Annotated in this window: 10 protein-coding genes; 6 read left to right on the forward strand and 4 right to left on the reverse strand. The window is 64.1% G+C overall.

Features of this window, described 5'->3' with window-relative positions; genetic code table 11:
* Positions 1-54: 54 nt before the first annotated feature.
* Positions 55-1,335, reverse strand: a complete 1,281-nt coding sequence (locus J2Y68_RS12715) for an ABC transporter substrate-binding protein (RefSeq protein ID WP_309993934.1) — start codon at positions 1,333-1,335, stop codon at positions 55-57.
* A 60-nt stretch (positions 1,336-1,395) separates the two neighbouring features.
* Positions 1,396-2,409: a hydroxyacid dehydrogenase gene (locus J2Y68_RS12720; RefSeq protein ID WP_309993935.1), complete on the reverse strand. Its 1,014-nt coding sequence runs from the start codon at positions 2,407-2,409 to the stop codon at positions 1,396-1,398.
* Between the two features lie 164 nt (positions 2,410-2,573).
* Here J2Y68_RS12720 and J2Y68_RS12725 point away from each other — a divergent pair, with 164 nt between their 5' ends.
* From J2Y68_RS12725 to J2Y68_RS12740, 4 genes are all read left to right on the forward strand, one after another.
* Positions 2,574-4,538 (forward strand): heparinase II/III family protein, encoded by a 1,965-nt coding sequence (locus tag J2Y68_RS12725; RefSeq protein WP_309993937.1) that lies wholly within the window; start codon positions 2,574-2,576, stop codon positions 4,536-4,538.
* Positions 4,535-5,686, forward strand: coding sequence for a LacI family DNA-binding transcriptional regulator (locus tag J2Y68_RS12730; protein ID WP_257369476.1), 1,152 nt, complete (start codon positions 4,535-4,537; stop codon positions 5,684-5,686). Before J2Y68_RS12725 ends, J2Y68_RS12730 begins: the two co-directional genes overlap by 4 nt.
* A complete protein-coding gene (locus tag J2Y68_RS12735; protein WP_309993940.1) occupies positions 5,686-7,575 on the forward strand; it encodes a DUF2264 domain-containing protein in 1,890 nt (629 codons plus the stop codon). The genes J2Y68_RS12730 and J2Y68_RS12735 overlap by 1 nt, the downstream gene beginning before the upstream one ends.
* A 104-nt stretch (positions 7,576-7,679) precedes the next feature.
* Complete coding sequence (locus J2Y68_RS12740; RefSeq protein WP_309993942.1) at positions 7,680-8,480, forward strand: GNAT family N-acetyltransferase; 801 nt, start codon at positions 7,680-7,682, stop codon at positions 8,478-8,480.
* Positions 8,481-8,621: 141 nt separating this feature from the next.
* Here the strand turns inward: J2Y68_RS12740 and J2Y68_RS12745 are convergent, their stop codons facing one another.
* A complete protein-coding gene (locus tag J2Y68_RS12745; RefSeq protein ID WP_309993945.1) occupies positions 8,622-12,110 on the reverse strand; it encodes a discoidin domain-containing protein in 3,489 nt (1,162 codons plus the stop codon).
* Between the two features lie 255 nt (positions 12,111-12,365).
* On the opposite strand from J2Y68_RS12745, the gene J2Y68_RS12750 reads away from it, so the two are divergent.
* Entirely contained in the window at positions 12,366-13,031 is a 666-nt protein-coding gene (locus tag J2Y68_RS12750; RefSeq protein WP_309993946.1) for a GntR family transcriptional regulator, read from the forward strand.
* Positions 13,028-14,203, forward strand: a complete 1,176-nt coding sequence (locus J2Y68_RS12755) for an MFS transporter (protein ID WP_309993948.1) — start codon at positions 13,028-13,030, stop codon at positions 14,201-14,203. Before J2Y68_RS12750 ends, J2Y68_RS12755 begins: the two co-directional genes overlap by 4 nt.
* Positions 14,204-14,211: 8 nt before the next feature.
* On the opposite strand, the gene J2Y68_RS12760 is transcribed toward J2Y68_RS12755, so the two are convergent.
* Positions 14,212-17,658, reverse strand: coding sequence for a DEAD/DEAH box helicase (locus J2Y68_RS12760; protein WP_309993950.1), 3,447 nt, complete (start codon positions 17,656-17,658; stop codon positions 14,212-14,214).
* Positions 17,659-17,699: the final 41 nt, after the last annotated feature.

The following is a 17,699-nucleotide window of genomic DNA, read 5'->3' on the forward strand; positions in this document are numbered from 1 at the left end:
CGGCCCGGTGCCGCGTCCAGGGACGCAGCACCGGAGCCAGTGGCTGGTCTGGACTTACTTGCCCAGGACTTCGCTGGTGACGCGCTTGCCCATCTCGGCGATGCCGTCGGTGACGGAGCGCTCGCCGACCATGATGAGGTCGTGCTCCTGGTTGAGGATCTTGTCGGTGGCGGCGGACTTGTCGCTGACGGGCATTTCCAGGGCGGTCTCATCCGGCGAGAACGCCTTCTTGGAGAGCTCGTCCGTGGGCATGCCGTCCAGCTTGAAGTACTCGTCCGTGATGGCGTCGTTCTGCAGCGCGGGGACAACACCGATCTTGGAGATGGCTTTGGCGCCTTCTTCTCCGGCAGCCCACTCGATGAACTTCTTGGCCTCATCGGAGTGGCTGGCGTTCTTGTTCACAGCGAAGGCTGTGGGCGAACCGAACGTGGTGACCTTGCCGTCGTCGTTCTTCTGCGGCATCGGAGCCAAGCCCCAGTTGACGTTGGTTTTCCCGTCCTTCTTGGCCTGCAGGATGCCCGCGGTGTACCAGGTGCCCATGGGCATCATGGCAGCCTGGCCGGACTCGAACATGGTGCGGTAGCTGGTCTTCTGGCTCTTGGCGGTGCCGAAGTCCAGGGTGGTGCCGGACTTCTGCAGGTCCAAGGCGGTGTTGTACTGATCCTCCATGAAGCCGTAGTCGCCGCTGTTCTGGTCAGCACCGTTCTGGGCTGCAGCGATGGCCTGGACCACGGAGCGCCAAATGTGGTGGTAGGTGCCGTAGACCTTCTTGCCCCCGGCCTCTGTGGTGAGCTTCTTGGCGATCTCCGTGTACTTTTCCCAGGTCAGGTCCTTGGGCTCTTCGATCCCGGCAGCCTTGAACAGGTCCTTGTTGTAGTACAGGAGCCAGAAGTCCTGGCGGTACGGGGCGGCGAAGTACTTGCCGTCCATGTCGAAAGCGTCCAGGCCAGCCAGGTTGTCCTTGCCCACCTTGTCCACAACGCTGTTGATCTCCTGCAGCTGGCCGTTGTTGGCATAACGGGAGTAGTCGATCACGTTCTTCATGGTGAGGACGTCAGTGGTGTCGCCACCGGCAAGCATGGTGGTGACTTTCTGGGGGTAGTCATCGGCCAGGATGTCCACGGGCTCAATGTCGATGTTCGGGTTGGCAGCTTCGTAGCCGTCAAAGAGGGCCTTGAACTCCGGGGTGCCCTCGTAGTTCCAGACCGAAACGGTCAGCTTGGTCTTGCCGTTTGCTGCCGGCTGCTCCGCGGGACCGGCGGCGCCTGCGCAACCGGTGAGTCCAAGCCCTGCAGTCACCGCAAGGGCGATTGCGGCGAGGGTTGTGCGCTTCATTGCGTTCTCCTTTAGTACTGGGTTACAAGTTTGCCGCAGGTGCGGCGGGTGTATTTGGGCCTAGGCGCTGAGGCCGAGGTCCGCGTGGACTACTTGGGCAAGGAGATCCTTGCCGGCGAGATACCGTTCAAGGTCATCCAGTGCGGCATCGGACATCCGCCGGGTCTCAGTCCCGAGCGAACCTGCGATGTGCGGGGTGATGATCACGTTGGGGAGGTCGTACAGGGTGGATTCGGCGGGCAACGGCTCGGGTTCCGTGACGTCCAACAGCGCCGTGATCCTGCCAGTGGCACACTCTTTCTCGAGTGCTGCCGTGTCAATGAGTGAACCGCGCGCCGTGTTGATGAGCGTTGCGTGGTCCTTCATGGCCTGGAGTTCCGCCGTGCTGATCATGTGTCGGGTCTCTGGGAGTGCGGGTGCGTGGACGGTGACCACGTCCGATACCGGCAAGAGCTCTTCAAGCGGGACCAACGTACCGCCGGCCGCCGCAACCTCCAGAGGATCAGCATGGGGATCGCTCACCAGGCAGGTGACGTCCTGGAGTTGCTGGACCAGATGGACCACCCGGCGGCCGATTCGGGAGAAGCCGATGACGCCGATGACGCGGCCAATATTGCCCAGCTCGCCGCGATCGCTGATGTAGCTCCAGTCGTCCCGGTGCGTACGGGCGTCGTTGGCCAGCACGTGTGCTTTCTTGCCTGCCAGGACGATCGAGGCGAACGTGAACTCCGCAACCGGGATGGCGTTGGCGTCGGCGCCGTTGGTGACGGTGATGCCGCGGTCCCACAGTGCTTCGCTGACGAAGCTGCGGACTGTTCCTGCGCAGTGGAACACTGCCCGAAGTTTTGGCATGCGCTCCAAACGCTCTGCGTTCAGCTGGGGAACCCCCCAGCTGGTGAGGAGGATTTCCACCTCTTCCAGGCGGTCCGCCAGTTCAGGTGCGTCCAAGGAATCCGTCCACGGTTGGTCACCAAGATCGACGAGCCCGGCAAGCCGCTCCAGTCGCGTGGAATCGAACTGGTCAGCAAAGGTTCCGCTATTCATGACCAGCAGTGCCTGGGGCTTGAGCGACATTGAGGGGATCCTCCCTTCGAAATTTCCGGTGGCCTGTTCGACCGTGATTTATGTGTTGCATCACATCTAATAATCAGTACATACTCATAAACAAGACAGTTCATTCAACTCAATCGAACTTGTTCTGAAACGTTCAAACTCGAACAAATGAGAGAAGAATCCTTATGGCAACCGGCATCGCCGCCGTTGAGGTGCCACCCCTGTATCCCTTGCGAAGTGCCTGGGGCTCCGCAGCCGCCGCGCCCTCCTTGGTGAATTCGCTCCGCGGCTCGTGTGACCGCCTCACCGTCCGTCCAGCGTCCGACGCCGGATGGCAGCGCGCTGCTGCCCAGCCCCTTACGGAGCTGCGCGCCCAAGCAGCGGCGGAGAAGGGGAGCGCTTGGCCCCAACCACTGGTCTCCCACTACGCGCGCTACTTCCGCGACGGCAATCGCACGGCATACGAGGGGCTCGTGGCGAGCAGACAGCAACGGCTGACGCGCGCCGTCGTGATGGCTGCGGTGGGTGAGCCCAATTGGCTCGATGAGGTGATCGACGGGGCATACCTCCTGTGCGAGCAGAGTTCCTGGAGTTGGGCGGCGCACGACGACGTGTTTACCCGCAATGGCGACGTGGTCCCGGATCGTTCCCGGCCTTACTTGGACCTTGGCGCCGGAGAAGTGGTGGCCCAGTTGGCGTGGCTGGACCATATGCTCGGTGATGCGCTGGATGAGCGGGCTCCCGGCCTGCGGAAACGCCTCCGTGCCGAAGCAAATGAACGCGTCATCCGCCCGTTCCTGGACCGCCTCGACTGGCACTGGCTGGGGTTGCATGGAGACGTCCATAACTGGAACCCGTGGATCCACTCGAACATCATTGTGGCCGCGCTGTTGCTGGTGGACGATCCCGAGCTGCGGGCACAGGTTGTTGTCCGGTGCATCGAGGGCCTGGACCGCTTCCTGGCCTCAATACCCGCAGACGGCGCCATCGACGAGGGCTTCGCCTACTGGTGGAATGGTGCCGGCCGCGCGCTGGAAGGGCTCGCCCTCTTGGAAGAAGCCAGCGGCGGTGTGCTCGACCCGGACTTGCCGGTGATCCGCGCCCTGGTCGCTTTCCCGCACCGCATGCACCTGGGGGATCGGTGGTTCCTCAACGTTGCCGATGGCCCCGCCCGTGCCCACCAAGGACTCCCGTGGGACATGCTGCGCCGCTGGGCCGTCCGGCTGGGTGACTCCGAAGCAGCCTGGCTCGCCGCCGCGTTCATGGCGGCAGAGCCCGAGCCCAACGCCGCCGCCGGCCTGGGCCGCGTCCTCACCCAACTAAGCGACAGCAGACCTCGCAATGGGGGTCCATCGGGACAATTGTCGTTACCTGGTGGGGGGACGTACCTGCCATCGGTGCAGATCATGGTCGCGCGCCAGAATCCAGGCTCCAGCGATGGGCTCACGCTCGCGGCCAAGGGCGGACACAACGGCGAGCACCACAACCACCGCGACGTCGGTTCGGTGGTGGTTGCCGTCGATGGCGTGCCCCTGTTGGTCGACGCCGGGCAGCCCACATACACCGCGCAAACGTTCGGCCCTGATCGGTACTTGATTCGGGCCATGCAAAGTGCGTGGCACAGCGTCCCGGCGCCCTTCGGCTTGGAACAGGGGACCGGCGCGGAATTCAAAGCGGCCGTTCTCCAGGAGCCCACTCCCGGTGAGCCGACCCTCGCGCTCGGGCTCGGGGCCGCCTACGGACTGGACCACGCTGAGCAATGGATCCGCACCTCGGTAGTGAACCGTGAGCAGGGGTCCGTGGTTATTGACGACCGCTGGAACCTGCCCGAACAGGCGCCTGAGGGAATGCACCCGCCCGAAGGAACGCCCGACATCGACATCACCTATCTGGTTGCCGGCACCGTCACTGTCGGTACAGACGCGACGGCGACCATCACGCCCGACGGTATTCCAACCGTCAGTGGCGGGCGGGGACTGCACCTCCGCTGGAAGCCCGCCACCGCCGTCGTGCTGGTGGACGAATGGCACCTCGACGATCCGCTCCTCAGCGATATCTGGGGCGGGAAACTGACCCGGATCCGGTTCCGCATGCCCGCCGAAAACCGCGCCTCGGGCGCGTTTACCCTCACAGTGGAGGCAACACCATGAGTTCCGAACAGACCCCGGAAACGGGCGGCAAGTCCCTCTTTTCCCTGCAGCGCCGTGAACGGCTGATGGAGGAGTTACGGGCCCACGGGGCCATCACGGTCCGCGATATTGCCGCGAAACTGGGCGTCAGTGAGCTGACTATCCGGCGCGACGTGAACACGCTCGCGGACGAAGGACTCGTCTCCCGCGTCCACGGTGGGGCGACGCTGCCGAGTCCGCTGGACCGGTCGGTGGCGGTGGGACGGCCGGCGGCGCACAGCTATTCGATCGGCATGGTGGTTCCATCGCTGGACTATTACTGGCCGCAGGTCATTTCCGGTGCGCGCGGGGAGGCCGAAGCGCAGAACCTCCGGATCCTGGTCCGGGGCTCGGCCTACGATGCCGCAGACAACCGCCGCCAAGTCCAGGCGTTGCTGGACACCCAGAACATCGACGGACTGATCGTGGCACCGGACATGGGTGGCGAGCACGGCAAGGAGTTGCTCCGCTGGCTCAATGCCCTGCCGATTCCCGTGATCCTGGCCGAACGGCGGGCACCGGCGGAAATCCCCGCGCACCGGCTCGAGTGGGTCGCCACCGATCACTCCTTCGGTGCCGGCATGGCCGTACGCCATCTCTGGCAGGAGGGGCACCGCATGATTGGCTGCCTCACGGACTCCACCAGCCCCACCAGTCCCCACGTGGTCCGGGGCTGGAAGCAGGCATTGGCTGCGCTGAAAATCCCGCTGGACGCATCAATCCATGAGGATTCGGCGAAGCTGGACAACGGCGACCGTGCCAAGCACTTCGACCACGTCCTGGAACTCTGCCGCTCCACCGGGACCACCGCCATGCTGGTGCATTCGGATACCCAGGCTGTGGCATTCGTGCAGCACTGCGTGGACCGTGGCGTGGACGTTCCCGGCAGCATGGCGATCGTGGGCTACGACGACGAAGTCGCCTATCTGGCTGAACCGGCCATCTCCGCCGTCCGGCCTCCCAAAAGCTACGTCGGCAAGGTGGCGGTGCAGCTCATGGCTGCACGCCTGGCCGAAGGAAGGATGCGCCCCGTGCATCGAATTGACCTGAACCCGGAGCTCATTGTCCGGGAATCATCCGTAGGCGCACCGCGAGGGTTGGCTGGAGTCGTCCTGGAGGATTCGCTCTGATGCTTTTGCCGCCCCTGGATTACCAGCTCTCACCCTGCACCGGCCTCACCCGCGGACACTGGTGTGCTTACGCCGACCACCTCCTGCGCTCGGCGCACCACTTTGGTACCCCGGATCACGCCAACATCCACCTTCCCGGGGCCAACAGCCGGTACGGCCCGCGGAGTGATTCACTGGAGGCCTTCGCCCGGACCTTCCTGTTGGCCTCGTTCCGAATCGCGGGCGACCCGGCTACCACCGGCTGGATCGCCGACTGGTACGCCGCGGGCCTTGATGCCGGAACCAACCCCGCGAATCCCGACCGGTGGCCGACGCCGGGTGAGCTGGGGCAGGCGAAGGTGGAGGCGGCGTCGTTGGCTGTTGGCCTGGCGCTGACCCGCGACGTGCTCTGGGACAAGCTGCCCCAGCGAGTCCAGGAGCAGCTCATTGCCTGGTTCGAGACTGTGATTGGCGAGGAATATCCGCCCATCAACTGGGTGTGGTTCCAGATCGTGGTGGAGACGTTCCTGGCGTCGGTGGGCGGGCGGTCTTCGGACGAGGACATCGACGCAGGGCTCGCCATCCATGACTCGCTGTACCGGGGCGGTGGCTGGTTCGCGGACGGTCCCGAGCGCGCGTATGACCACTACGTGGGTTGGGCGTTTCAGGTTTATCCGCAGCTGTGGGCCCTGATGGCACCCAACGATCCGCGGGTGATTGCCCGGAAAGCGCTCGACGGCGACCGGCTGGCAGATTACCTGGACGACGCTGCGTATTTGGTCGGTGCGAACGGAGCTCCGCTGATCCAAGGCAGGAGCCTGATCTACCGATTCGCGGCGGCCGCCCCCTTCTGGGTAGGGGAATTGTCCGGGCACACGCGGTTGGCGCCGGGCATGGCCCGCCGGGCTGCCTCAGGGATGCTCGACTACTTTGCCCGCCACGGCTCCATCACTGAGGACGGCCTCCTCTCCATCGGCTGGCACCGCGAGTTCCCGGGCATGAAGCAGGCCTACTCCGGCGCAGGGTCACCGTACTGGGCCGCGAAAGGCATGCTCGGGCTCGCGCTGCCCGCGGATCACCGGGTGTGGACTGCGGTGGAGGCGCCTTTGCCCGTTGAGGTTGCCGACACGCAGCGCCTCATCACTGCTCCGGGGTGGCAGGTGGACGGGACTGCGGCGGACGGGGTTGTCCGGATCCGGAACCATGCCACGGATCACGCCGTTCCCGGGGCCTTGGTGTCCGACTCTCCGCTGTATGCCCGCTTTGGCTACTCCACGCACACGTTCCCCGACCTGAACCCGGAATCCCGGGACAATGCCGTGGTGTTCGTTTCCCCTGACGGCGCCTTGACGCATCGGACCGGGTTTGAGTACTTGGGCTCCTTTGCCGAGGGCGGCGTCCAGGTGGGCGCTTCCCGGTTCACTGCCCACTGGATCGAACCCGACCCCGACGCCGGACCCGATCACGGCAGCGGCGTCACCGGCACCGCGACCCCTGGGCCTTCTGTAACCGTGGTGTCAGCGACGCGGGGTGCTGTTGAGCTGCGGTTGGTACGCGTTGCCGGTTCTTCGGTCGCTCCGCTCAGGATTGGGGGATGGCCGGTGGACAGTGCCTCCTCCGTGGTTAGCTCGGTGCTTCCCGTGCCTGGGTTTGGGTTGTCCTTGGATACATCGGGGACCTTCGTCCGTTCCGGCGCACACCCCATGGGGTCGGAACTCGCCATTCCGTGGGTGGGCACCTCGGGCACCGCGCACGACGGCGACTACGCCGCCGTCGTGGTTCTCGCCGGTGACGGAGGTGCTTCGGCGGATACTGGTGTCACGTTTGTTGCCGGAGAGGATGGCGGCCGCTTCGTGTTCCCCGACGGCGCCTCTGTGGCCCTCGCGCGGCTCGCCCGTTTCGACGCCTAGCTGCACAGTAGACGACTCCTACCATCTAACGCGCAGCAAACCATCGAGTCGGTTGCCCGGGGCGTGCGTGGGGAGCCCAAGAGGGTCTGCAGTAGGCTCGCTGGATGAGCCAAACCGATGATCGGGCACGCTTCCTCGCGGCCTATGACCAGGACCTTCGCACCGACGCTGAGACCCCAAGTGCCCTCAAAGTGACCCAGCATGGCCCCCTGCGCTTGGTGACCTTCATGAAGGGTCGCGGGTTCGTCACGTACAGGGATCTGGATGATGCGGATGCGCCGACCGTGAAGCGGCTCGTCGCTGAGGCAGTCGCCTACTTCCGTGCTGAACCTGAGATCACCAGGGTGGAATGGAAATCCCGCGGGCACGATCACGCTCCGGGTTTGCACGAGGCGCTCATTGAGAACGGCTTCACCCAGGACGAGCCGGAGTCGATCATGATCGGTGAAGCGAAGGCTCTGAGCACAGCCGTGCCACTTCCCGACGGCGTGACGCTGCGGCAAGTCAGGGACGAGCCGGACGTTCGGGCCATGAGCGCGATGCAGGATGAAGTGTTTGGCGAACCGGTGTCGGATGAGATGGCTGAGGCCTTGCTGCGACGGCTCTCGCTGGGTGACGGAATGCAACTGTGGGTGGCCGAAGCAGAGGGCCGGATGGTCAGCGCCGGACGCCTGGAGCCAGTGCCCGGCACAAGCTTTGCCGGCATCTGGGGTGGTGCCACAAGGGAGGAGTGGCGCGGCCGGGGGATTTACCGGGCATTGACCGCCCGCCGCGCTCAGGCCGCCCTTGAGCTGGGAAAGACCCTCATCCACAGCGATTCCACCGAATTCTCAAGGCCAATCCTGGAGCGCTCCGGGCTGCTCAAAGTTTCGACGACGACGCCGTACCGTTGGGTGCGTGGCTGAGAAGCTCAGACGGCTTTGAGGGCCAAGAATTACCTTGTTCCATGCGCTGTTCATTTGTGCGCGCTCGTCCCGCTTCGGTAAAGACACAGCAAGGCCCCCCAGGATCCACATCCGGAGGGGCCTCGCTGGCTCAAGAATCCACTACTTACCAGCCGCGAAGAAGCTCACGCACTGCCCCTGGTTCTTGAATACGGGTGACGGACTCGTCTTCCACCCATCGTTCTTGCACGCGTCCTTGCCGGTGGACACAGTCACGCGATACTCCTTCGTGGTGCCGTCGGGCGCTGTCACCGTGATTACCGCCGTCGGGTTCTCAACGGTGGAATGCTGAACCGTCACCTTTGCGTTCGTGTCCAGCGGGTAGCCAACGACGGCGGGAGTCGCCGACGTCGACAACACCCGGTAGTCGGTGGTCCCCGGGGCAAAGCCCACTACGGATGCCTGGTTCACCAGCAGGCGGCCGAGGTCTGCAAGGCTGCTGTCCGCCAAGCGGGACCCGGCGATGGCTACCTCTGCGATCTTCGTGTACGAAGCCGTGGTCACAAACGACACCCGGATCCCGCGGGTCGTTACGGGGTCGAAACGAACCGTCGCTGGTGAAGAAGTGGACAGGCCGGTGATGGTTCCCGCGGAGGTGTCCTGCCACGCTCCGGTCGCGTCCTGGTACTGGACCTTAAGGCTCGCAGCAGCCTTCTCCGCGGACGTCACGGTCACGGAGGAAACGGTGTAGTCGCGGCTGAAAGCGTAGCTCAGGTTGTCGCCGGCCCGGCCGCCGCTCACCCAGTTGGACCATCGCGTAGAGGCATTGGCGTCGCACGTGTTCTTCGCGATGTACGAGCCCTCGGTGTAGCTGGCGGTGGCGGCTGTGGTGGGGTCCTCCTTGCAGATGTTGCTGCTGGGAACCCGGTCCACTACCACGATGGTGAGTGTCGCGGGCAGGGAGCCGGCCTTGCCAGGAACGGTCACGGAACCAACGGATTCCAACGCAGAGTCAGACAAGGAAGCCCAGTCCCATGTGACCGGCAGCGGGTTGCGGGCAGGTCCGTCGCCGATCTGTCCGGGGACGGTTGCAGGTGCAGCAGCCTGCACGGCAGCGACGGTAGAGCCAACACCAACTGTCACGGAGGCGGGATCCGTGGCGACGTACTGCCCAACCGTCACAGTGAGGAGCGCGTCGTCAAAAACCTGCCCGTAAGGGTCAACGCCGGAACCGCGGAGGGTTACCTTGCCGTCCTTCTCCCAGACCGACGGATCAACTGCGGACCAGGTAACGGCCAGCGGCTTTCCCGGACCCGACTCATACAGCGGAGTCACTGTCGAAGGGAGGGTCGGCGCAACGCCGGTGAGTGTGCTCAAGTCAACGGGCGAAACACCCAAGAGCTTCAAGTCAGCGATATCCGTGAACGCCCACGCCTGATGTGGGCTGGCGGTAGCGGTAGCCGTAGTTCCGGTCGACGACGCCAGGGCCACCGATGTTCCAGCAGCCGTTTGATTGCCCGAAACCTGCAGCGCAATCGCCGCGCCGGCGTTCACCAAGGACCACTGCTTGCCGTTTTCAGTGGTCACTATCCACTGTGCAGAAGGAGTGGCTTTCGCCTGGTCCAATGTCAGGGAAGCCAGTGTTGCCGCACCGCTCTGGCTACCGTTCAGCACGCCTCCATTGCCCGTGAGCACCCGGCCATCCTTGTCCGTGACAACCCAGCGGCGATCGTTGGCGAACCCATCCTTGCCATTCACGGCGTTGAACGTCCACATCTGCGGAGCCACCCCGGCAGCGTCCGTGCCCAGTCCTTCAATCGAGGCAGATCCATCCGTACGCCCGGTCAGGTACTTGCCGCTCGCTTCACCGCTGAGGTGGTAGCTGTGGCCGTCCTGCACCGGTGCGGCGTCGTCCGAAACTCCACTGACGCCGTCGACGACGAACGTCACCACTGATGCGGCAGGAACCTCGAGCGTCGCGGACTTCGCCGCGGCGTCGACTGTAACCGGGGTACCCTTCACGAGCGCATTTTTCTCGATGTCATCCAGCGGCGACTTGGTGGTGACCACGGGCGTGACCTTGGCACCCGGCGCGATGCTGCCGAAGCGGCTGAGATCAATGGTGACCTTTTCCGGCGTCGGGGTGTCATTGAAGTGGACCAGCGTGGCGCCGTTGCCGTCGGCACGGAGGGCGCTGGCGGTCTTGGCGTTGTCGTTTTGGATCAGGAAGTCGCCGGGCCGGATGAAGTGGGTGAAGTTGCGGGTGGTGTTGTACTTCTGGTTGGTCAGGACCTTGCACTTGGCGTTATCCAAGGTGGCGCCATCGTTGATCCTGCGGTTTGAGTAGCCTTCCCGGCCGGCGTAGTTGCAGTCGAAGTCCACGTAAATGGAACCCCAGCCCTTATCAGCCTTCTCCTGCTTGTACGTGTCCTCCACAGGCTGCCAGAAGACCCAGGCGTTGGGGTCGAGCTCACGGAGGTCGTTGACCATGCGGCTGGCGATGCCCAGGCCGTTGGTGATGTTGGAGCGGTCCCAGCCGCTGGTGGAGTCGCCCAGCGCAGGGTTGCCCGGCCAGAATCCGCCCACCTCGCTCATCCACAGTGGCTTGTCCGTGGAGCTGGCCAGGTCCCGGACGCGGCGGCGGTCATTGGTGCCGTACGTGTGGACGTTGAGCTGCGCTACGGCGTCCTTGGCTTCCTGGCTGTACCCGTTCCAGTTGGTCATGAACTTGGTGGGGTCGGTCTCGTCCATCGCGGAGATGACGGCGTCCGTGGTGCCCTTCTCCAGCTCAGCGGACAGCAGTTTGGTCACGCGGTCCTGGGCCGCGGGGTAGATCAGCGCACCCTCCTGCTTCTGCGTGTAGGTGGTGGGCGGTTTGCCGGTGGTGGCGTTGATGTCCGTGCCCCAGTAGCCCGAGTTCGGCTCGTTGAAGGGATCGATGGTATCGACCTTGATGCCGCTTCCCTTTTCGAGAAGTTCGACGGCGTTCCTCATGTAGGCGGCGAACTTGGCTTCGGCTTCGGGCAGGAGATTTTCGCCCTTGGCCGTGTTGACCTGGCCGGAAACATATCCGCTCTTGGTCATGAACCACGGCGGGGAGTTGCTGAACGCTTCCCAATGGGTGATCTGCTGATCCGCGGCGAGGCGTTCCACCCACCAGCGCTGGTTCTGGTCGGCGTCGGGGTTGTAGGACGCGGGATCGTCCGGGTTCCATGCCTTGAGGAACGCGAGCTTGTTGGCCTGCGCTTTGTCGACGGTTCCATCCGGGTTGTACAGGTTCGACGCCGGCTGGCCGGGTTGCGCTTCGGCCACCGGCTTCCACCATCCCTCCACAGCGCTGCCATCGTTGAGGTAGTTGACTACGTCTGACGCGTTGCCTCCGCCCACGTTGTATCGGGCGATGTTGAGGTTGAGTCCGTCCTCCCCGAAAACTTTCTGGTACAGCTCCTCCCGCAGCTCGGGGGAGTAGCCCGCCGTCGCATTCGCGAACCACACCAGGCTGGTTCCCCACCCTTCGAACGCTTCGCCGCGGGTGGCGGGGTTCGGGGTGATGGTGACGGCTGTTGCATCGTCTGCGTGTGCTTGCAGTGTGGTTGCGGGCATGAGTGCCAGGCTCGCGGCTGCTGTAACGGCTGCCGCCAGGACTGCCACTGGCCGTCGGATTCTTCGCGCGGAAAACGCCATGGGTGGACCTCATCGTCGGGGTTTCATTGGGTGCTGTCCGGGCTTCGGGGAAGGCCGGGCAAGCCGAGACTATGAGGCTCTTGGGGTGATAAACAAGGCACTCGAACAGGCTCGAACGGGGTTGGTCGGATGTGGTCAGAGGGGTAACAAGATTGCCCGCCACTTCCCCAGCCATGTATAGATGTATACAAGTACACCTTCTTCTCGGCAGGGCGGCATCACTTGGCAGATCCACAATCACGCAACACAGGGGCTCACTTGGTCTATGGCGAGCTGAAGCGCCGAATCCTCAGCCTCGAACTGAAACCGGGTGAGCGTATCTACGAACCAGCCATGGCGGCTGAACTGAAGGTCAGCCGCACTCCACTCCGCGAGGCCATGCGTCTCTTGGTTTCGGAGAGCCTGCTTGAGCAGCAGCCCACCGGGGGAGTGCTGGTGCCGGCGCTGGATGAGAAGGTGATTTCAGAGCTGTACGACGTCCGGGCCGCTCTGGAATCCCTGATGGCCCGCGAAGCGTGCGCCAATGCCACCGCGGCAGATCTGGAAGAACTTCAGGGAATCGTGGCTCGGAATGCCGCGATGGTGGAGTTTCCCGACGAAGCCATGAAGTACGGGGTTGCCCTGCACGCCGCGATCGCCAGAATCGCCGGAAACTCCTGGGCCCAACGCTTCCATGGCCAGATCGCCAGCCAGGTTGAGCGCTACCGGTACTTCACCAACAACGCTCCCGAACGCCGCCACGAAGCACTCGCCAATCACCGGCTCCTGGTTGAGGCGATCGGTTCCAAGGACGCGGAAAAGGCAGCAAAGGTTGCCTTTGACCACGTGATCGGCGCGCGGGAGGAGACCTTGCGGGTCATTTCCGCCTCCGGCCTCGTCATCGAATGATCGGCGAACTCGGACGGCGCTCGTCCACCGCACTCCTGGTCCATTCGGCGCTCATCCAAGCCGTCACATTCCTGGTCCGCCCGGCTACCACGTACCGCGCACTCGAATTGGATGTTCCCGGGTTCGCCCTTGGCCTTCTCGCCGCCAGCTACGCAGTGTTTCCCTTGCTGCTCGCCCTGCCCATCGGCGGACTGGTGGACCGCCTTGGTGAGCGTCGGCTCATGGCGATCGGAGCCGCCGTCGTGCTGGGTTGTTCGGCTTTTCTGTTGTTTTGGGGGACGTCAGTCCCCGCGCTGGTGGCTGGAACGGCGCTGTTGGGCGCAGGCCAGCTGGCTTGCGTGGTGGGTCAGCAGGCGGTGGTCGCGAACAACGCTGCATCGTCGCGTCTGGATTCTGCCTTCGGGTACCTGACCTTCGCCGCATCTTTGGGCCAAGCCCTTGGACCGTTGGCCATTTCCGTGGTGGGCGGTGCTTCCGTTCGACCGAACACGCAGGCGATCTTCCTCCTCGCGACCGCCATGAGCTTGGTGATGTTCCTGACCACGTTCGTGATCTCTTCGAAGGTCAGCCGGGGCAGGCGGACAGCCAAGGGCACGGGTACCAAGGGCAGTTCACTGGCCCTTCTCCGGACTCCCGGCGTCGTCCGCGCGTTGGCCACCAGCGCCACCGTCCTGGCAGTAGTGGACCTGACAGTGGTCTATCTGCCTGCACTCGGCGCCGAACGCGGCCTAACTGCGGCCACCGTGGGCCTGATGCTGACCGTCCGGGCGGTGTTCTCCATGATTTCCCGGCTGGGACTCGGCAGCGTGACCCGAAAACTGGGGCGCATGAAACTGCTGATCCTGAGCCTGGCCATATCAACCGTGGCCCTTGCTGTGGCCGCCATTCCGATGCCCGAGTGGCTGCTGTTTGTGGTCATGGCATTCCTCGGCCTCGGGCTGGGTATCGGCCAACCACTGACCATGTCCTGGCTCTCAGCCCAGGCGCCCGAAGGCCAACGTGGGCGCGCGCTTGCTTTGAGGCTCGCGGGAAACAGGGTGGGCCAGGTGGTCCTCCCCAGTGCCATCGGGGTGGTGGCGGTAGGTCTTGGAGCGGCAGGGGTGTTCCTGGCCTCCGCGGTTGCCGTCGGCGGAACCATGCTGTTGCTGCGCGGGGTTCGGCTGGACGACTGACCGGGAGATCACTCCGCGAACAGCGCCGCCAGGTCCTCCGCCGTCAACGAGCCACCGGCAAGAGCATCGCCTTCCATCACATCCGCGAACAGTTGCGATTTCTTGGCCTTCAAAGCCATAACCTTTTCCTCGATGGTGTCCTTGGCAACCAGTCGGTAGACCATCACGTTCCGCGCCTGCCCAATGCGGTGCGTGCGGTCCACGGCCTGTGCCTCTGATGCCGGGTTCCACCACGGATCCAGCAGGAACACGTAGTCTGCCTCGGTCAGGTTGAGCCCAAACCCGCCGGCCTTCAACGAAATCAGGAACACCGGGGCGGACCCGTTCTTGAACTCGCTGACAACATCGCCACGGTTCCGGGTGCTGCCATCGAGGTAGCAGTACTCAATGCCCTCAGCGTCCATACGGTCGCGGACCTTGCCGAGGAAGCCCGTGAACTGGCTGAAAATCAAGGTCCGGTGGCCTTCGGAAATGATGTCTTCCAGCTGTTCGAACAACACATCAAGTTTGGACGACCGAACGCCGGACAGCGAAGAGTCCACCAACGACGCATCCAGGCTCAGCTGCCGCAGCAACGTCAAGGACTGGAAGATCGTGAAGCGGTTCTTGTTCACATCGTCGATCAGGCCAAGGATTTTCTGCCGTTCGCGCTGCAAGTGGGTCTGGTAGACCTTCTGATGCCGCGGGTTCAGCACGACCTCCAGGATCTGCTCCTGCTTGGGCGGCAAATCCTTGATGACCTGTTCTTTGGTGCGGCGCATCATGAGCGGACGGACACGACGCCGGAGCTTGCCCAATTGCGCGGAGTCGCCGTTCTTTTCCACGGGCTTTTGGTAGTTCTCGGCGAACCGTTTGGGGCTGGGGAACAACCCCGGCGCCACAATGGAGGTCAGGGCCCAGAACTCCATGAGGTTGTTCTCCAGGGGCGTGCCCGTGATGGCCAGCTTGAAACGGGCCGGCAGCTTGCGTGCGCACTGGTAGGCCTTGGACTGGTGGTTCTTCACGAACTGCGCCTCATCCAGCATCAGTCCGGCCCACTGGAACGACGCGTAGGCATCGTAATCGATCCGGAACAGTGCATATGAGGTAATGACGACGTCGGCACCCGCCAACGCGTCCACCGGTGACAGGCCGCTCTTGGCAAAGGTTTCACCGACGGTCCGCACCACCAGGCCAGGGGCGAACCGTTGTGCTTCCAGAGCCCAGTTGCTGACGACACTTGTTGGTGCGACCACCAGGAAAGGAGCGCGCGGATTCACCTCAGCAGAATCACCCTGCGCGGCAGCAACGGTCTCCGCGGCCAGGTCCTTGGCCGCGCACATCAGCGCGATCGCTTGCACGGTTTTACCCAGGCCCATGTCGTCAGCGAGCACGCCACCGAGGCTGTGCTTGTACAGGAAGCTCAGCCAGTTGAATCCTTCGAGCTGATACGGACGCAGCTCAGCGTTAAGGCTGGCCGGCAGCGGCAGCCCGGTCACGCCGTCGTCGAGCAGTCCGCCCACAGCTTCGCGCCACGCGGCGGCTTGCTCGTCCACAATCCCGAGCTGCGCCAGCTCGTCCCATAGCCCCGCCTGGAATCGGCTGATCTGCAGGGTGCCGTCCTTGTTGTCCGGGTTGTCCTGCAGGGAGCGCGCTTCGTCGATCAAGGCGCGCAACTGGTGGAGCTCGGGCAGGTCAAGCGAGAAGTAGGCGCCGCTGGGCAGCAGCATACGGCTCATGCCGGCGGCGAGGGCGGAGAACACCGCGGCAAAGGAAACGGGTTCGCCCTCGAGCGTGATCACGATGCCGAGGTCGAACCAGTCGCCGCTTGCTGTTTCCTTCGTGGAAATCGACACAACGGGAGCTTCGGCGGCCTCGCGGTAATCGGCGATGTCACCGGAGGTTTCCACCACGACGTCGGGCAGTTCCCGCAGTGCCGGAAGTACCTCTTCGGTGAACGCCAGCGTGTCCAAACCGCCTAGTTCCACCGAGGCAGCCAGTCGCGGAGCACCCCAACCACCCGTTGCCGACTCCGCCAACGCAGCCACGACATCCCATGGACGGCCCAGCGATTCCAGTATCCGGGCTTCCTCGGGATCATCGCGGTAGCCGCGGTCATCCGGGTGCCGCCAGAGCGGTTGGGCCGTGACCAAGGTCCCGGATTTGTAGTGCCACTCCCAGTGCAGCCGGACCTTATGGTCGTTGCCGTAGTTGGCCAGCAGGGACAGCGTGGGGACAGCCAGCGTGGGCAGTTCCACCGATTCGTCCGCGGCCTGGACCGGTGTGGACTGGCGCAGCTTCGGGTAGAACGAGGTCAGGAAGCGGCTCTCATCCTCGGCAGGAATCTGAAGCGTTTGGCCATCGGTGACGAACTCCAGGAGCTCATCGCTGACATCGCCCTCGATCGGGGCCAAGGTGATCAGGTTATTCTGCTGCGGCACGCCCGGCAGGGTGGCGCCCGAATGCGTGAAGAAAATCCCGTTGGCTGGCTTGCCCAGGAAGCCCACAGACGCGGCGTCAACAGGCTCCCCACCCACGGTGACGGACGGCGCAAGCTGCAGGCCGCCGTCGTGCGTTGTTTCGGTTCCGTCCGCGTCCAAGCGCGCCAAACTGAGTCCGACGACGGCGGGTTGCGTCTCGACGCGGACAGGCTCAGACCCAGCTGAATGAATGAGTGGGATGCCGGCTTTGGTGGCGTCGGAAAGGAGGGTCCAGAGGTTCTTGGCGGCGAAGTCGTTGAGGCTCAGCCACATGGCGCCCGACGGCTGCTGGCGGCCATTGCTGGAGCCATGCGCAGCCAGGAAAGTCTGAAGCCATTCCACCTGTATTTCGTTGAATTCGCGCCGGAAACTGACGTAGCTGAGGTTGTTCCAGGAGACGTCGCCTCGAATCCACTTGCCCTTGGCGCCCATCATGACGGGGCGGGCCTTGAGCTGGCGGACGCTGCGCATGGGGTCGCGGCGGCCTGTATAGGAGAAGTGGGCGGCGGGCTCTTCCACTTCGAACTGCAGCGCGAGCGGAATGCCGGCCGCGCTCGGGGCCGTGCCGGGTTTCGCGATGAGCCTGTTGAGTGCCTGTTCCCACGCCGGACGGGCGGTGCCGCCCTGCTGGCCCGAACCCAGGCGCGATGTCTGGATGCCCGGTGCCTGGGAAAGGAGCTGCGCGCGGATGGTGGGGTGATCCTCGGCAGTGAAGAGCAACGCGGCGACGTGCTTGCAATCCTTGCGGACCGGGCAGCTGCAGATACCTACCGTGCAGCTCCAGCCGCTGGGTTTGCGGACCAGTTTCGCCGACGTCGAATAGGGCTGTGGGCCCGTGCCGCGGACCTTGCCCATCAGGAGGCCCGTAGCCGCGTCGAAAGAAATCCCGCTCACTCGGCTGCCCATGGCATAGGCCAATCCGGCCGCCAGGGAGCGGTCGTTAATGGCAGGAGTCTGAATGGCCAGTTCCCAGGTTTCGTCTGTGTGGGACGGCATGCGTCGGGCTACTTTCGGCAGGAGGTTATCTGCTCAATCTT

The sequence above is a fragment of the Paenarthrobacter nitroguajacolicus genome (genome assembly GCF_031455195.1).
Classification (GTDB): domain Bacteria; phylum Actinomycetota; class Actinomycetes; order Actinomycetales; family Micrococcaceae; genus Arthrobacter; species Arthrobacter nitroguajacolicus_D.

Excerpts from the sequence above, each read along its gene's own strand:
- J2Y68_RS12715 (WP_309993934.1), bottom strand. The coding sequence starts at position 1,335 with ATGAAGCGCACAACCCTCGCCGCAATCGCCCTTGCGGTGACTGCAGGG.
- J2Y68_RS12720 (WP_309993935.1), bottom strand. The coding sequence starts at position 2,409 with ATGTCGCTCAAGCCCCAGGCACTGCTGGTCATGAATAGCGGAACCTTT.
- J2Y68_RS12725 (WP_309993937.1), top strand. The coding sequence starts at position 2,574 with ATGGCAACCGGCATCGCCGCCGTTGAGGTGCCACCCCTGTATCCCTTG.
- J2Y68_RS12730 (WP_257369476.1), top strand. The coding sequence starts at position 4,535 with ATGAGTTCCGAACAGACCCCGGAAACGGGCGGCAAGTCCCTCTTTTCC.
- J2Y68_RS12735 (WP_309993940.1), top strand. The coding sequence starts at position 5,686 with ATGCTTTTGCCGCCCCTGGATTACCAGCTCTCACCCTGCACCGGCCTC.
- J2Y68_RS12740 (WP_309993942.1), top strand. The coding sequence starts at position 7,680 with ATGAGCCAAACCGATGATCGGGCACGCTTCCTCGCGGCCTATGACCAG.
- J2Y68_RS12755 (WP_309993948.1), top strand. The coding sequence starts at position 13,028 with ATGATCGGCGAACTCGGACGGCGCTCGTCCACCGCACTCCTGGTCCAT.
- J2Y68_RS12760 (WP_309993950.1), bottom strand. The coding sequence starts at position 17,658 with ATGCCGTCCCACACAGACGAAACCTGGGAACTGGCCATTCAGACTCCT.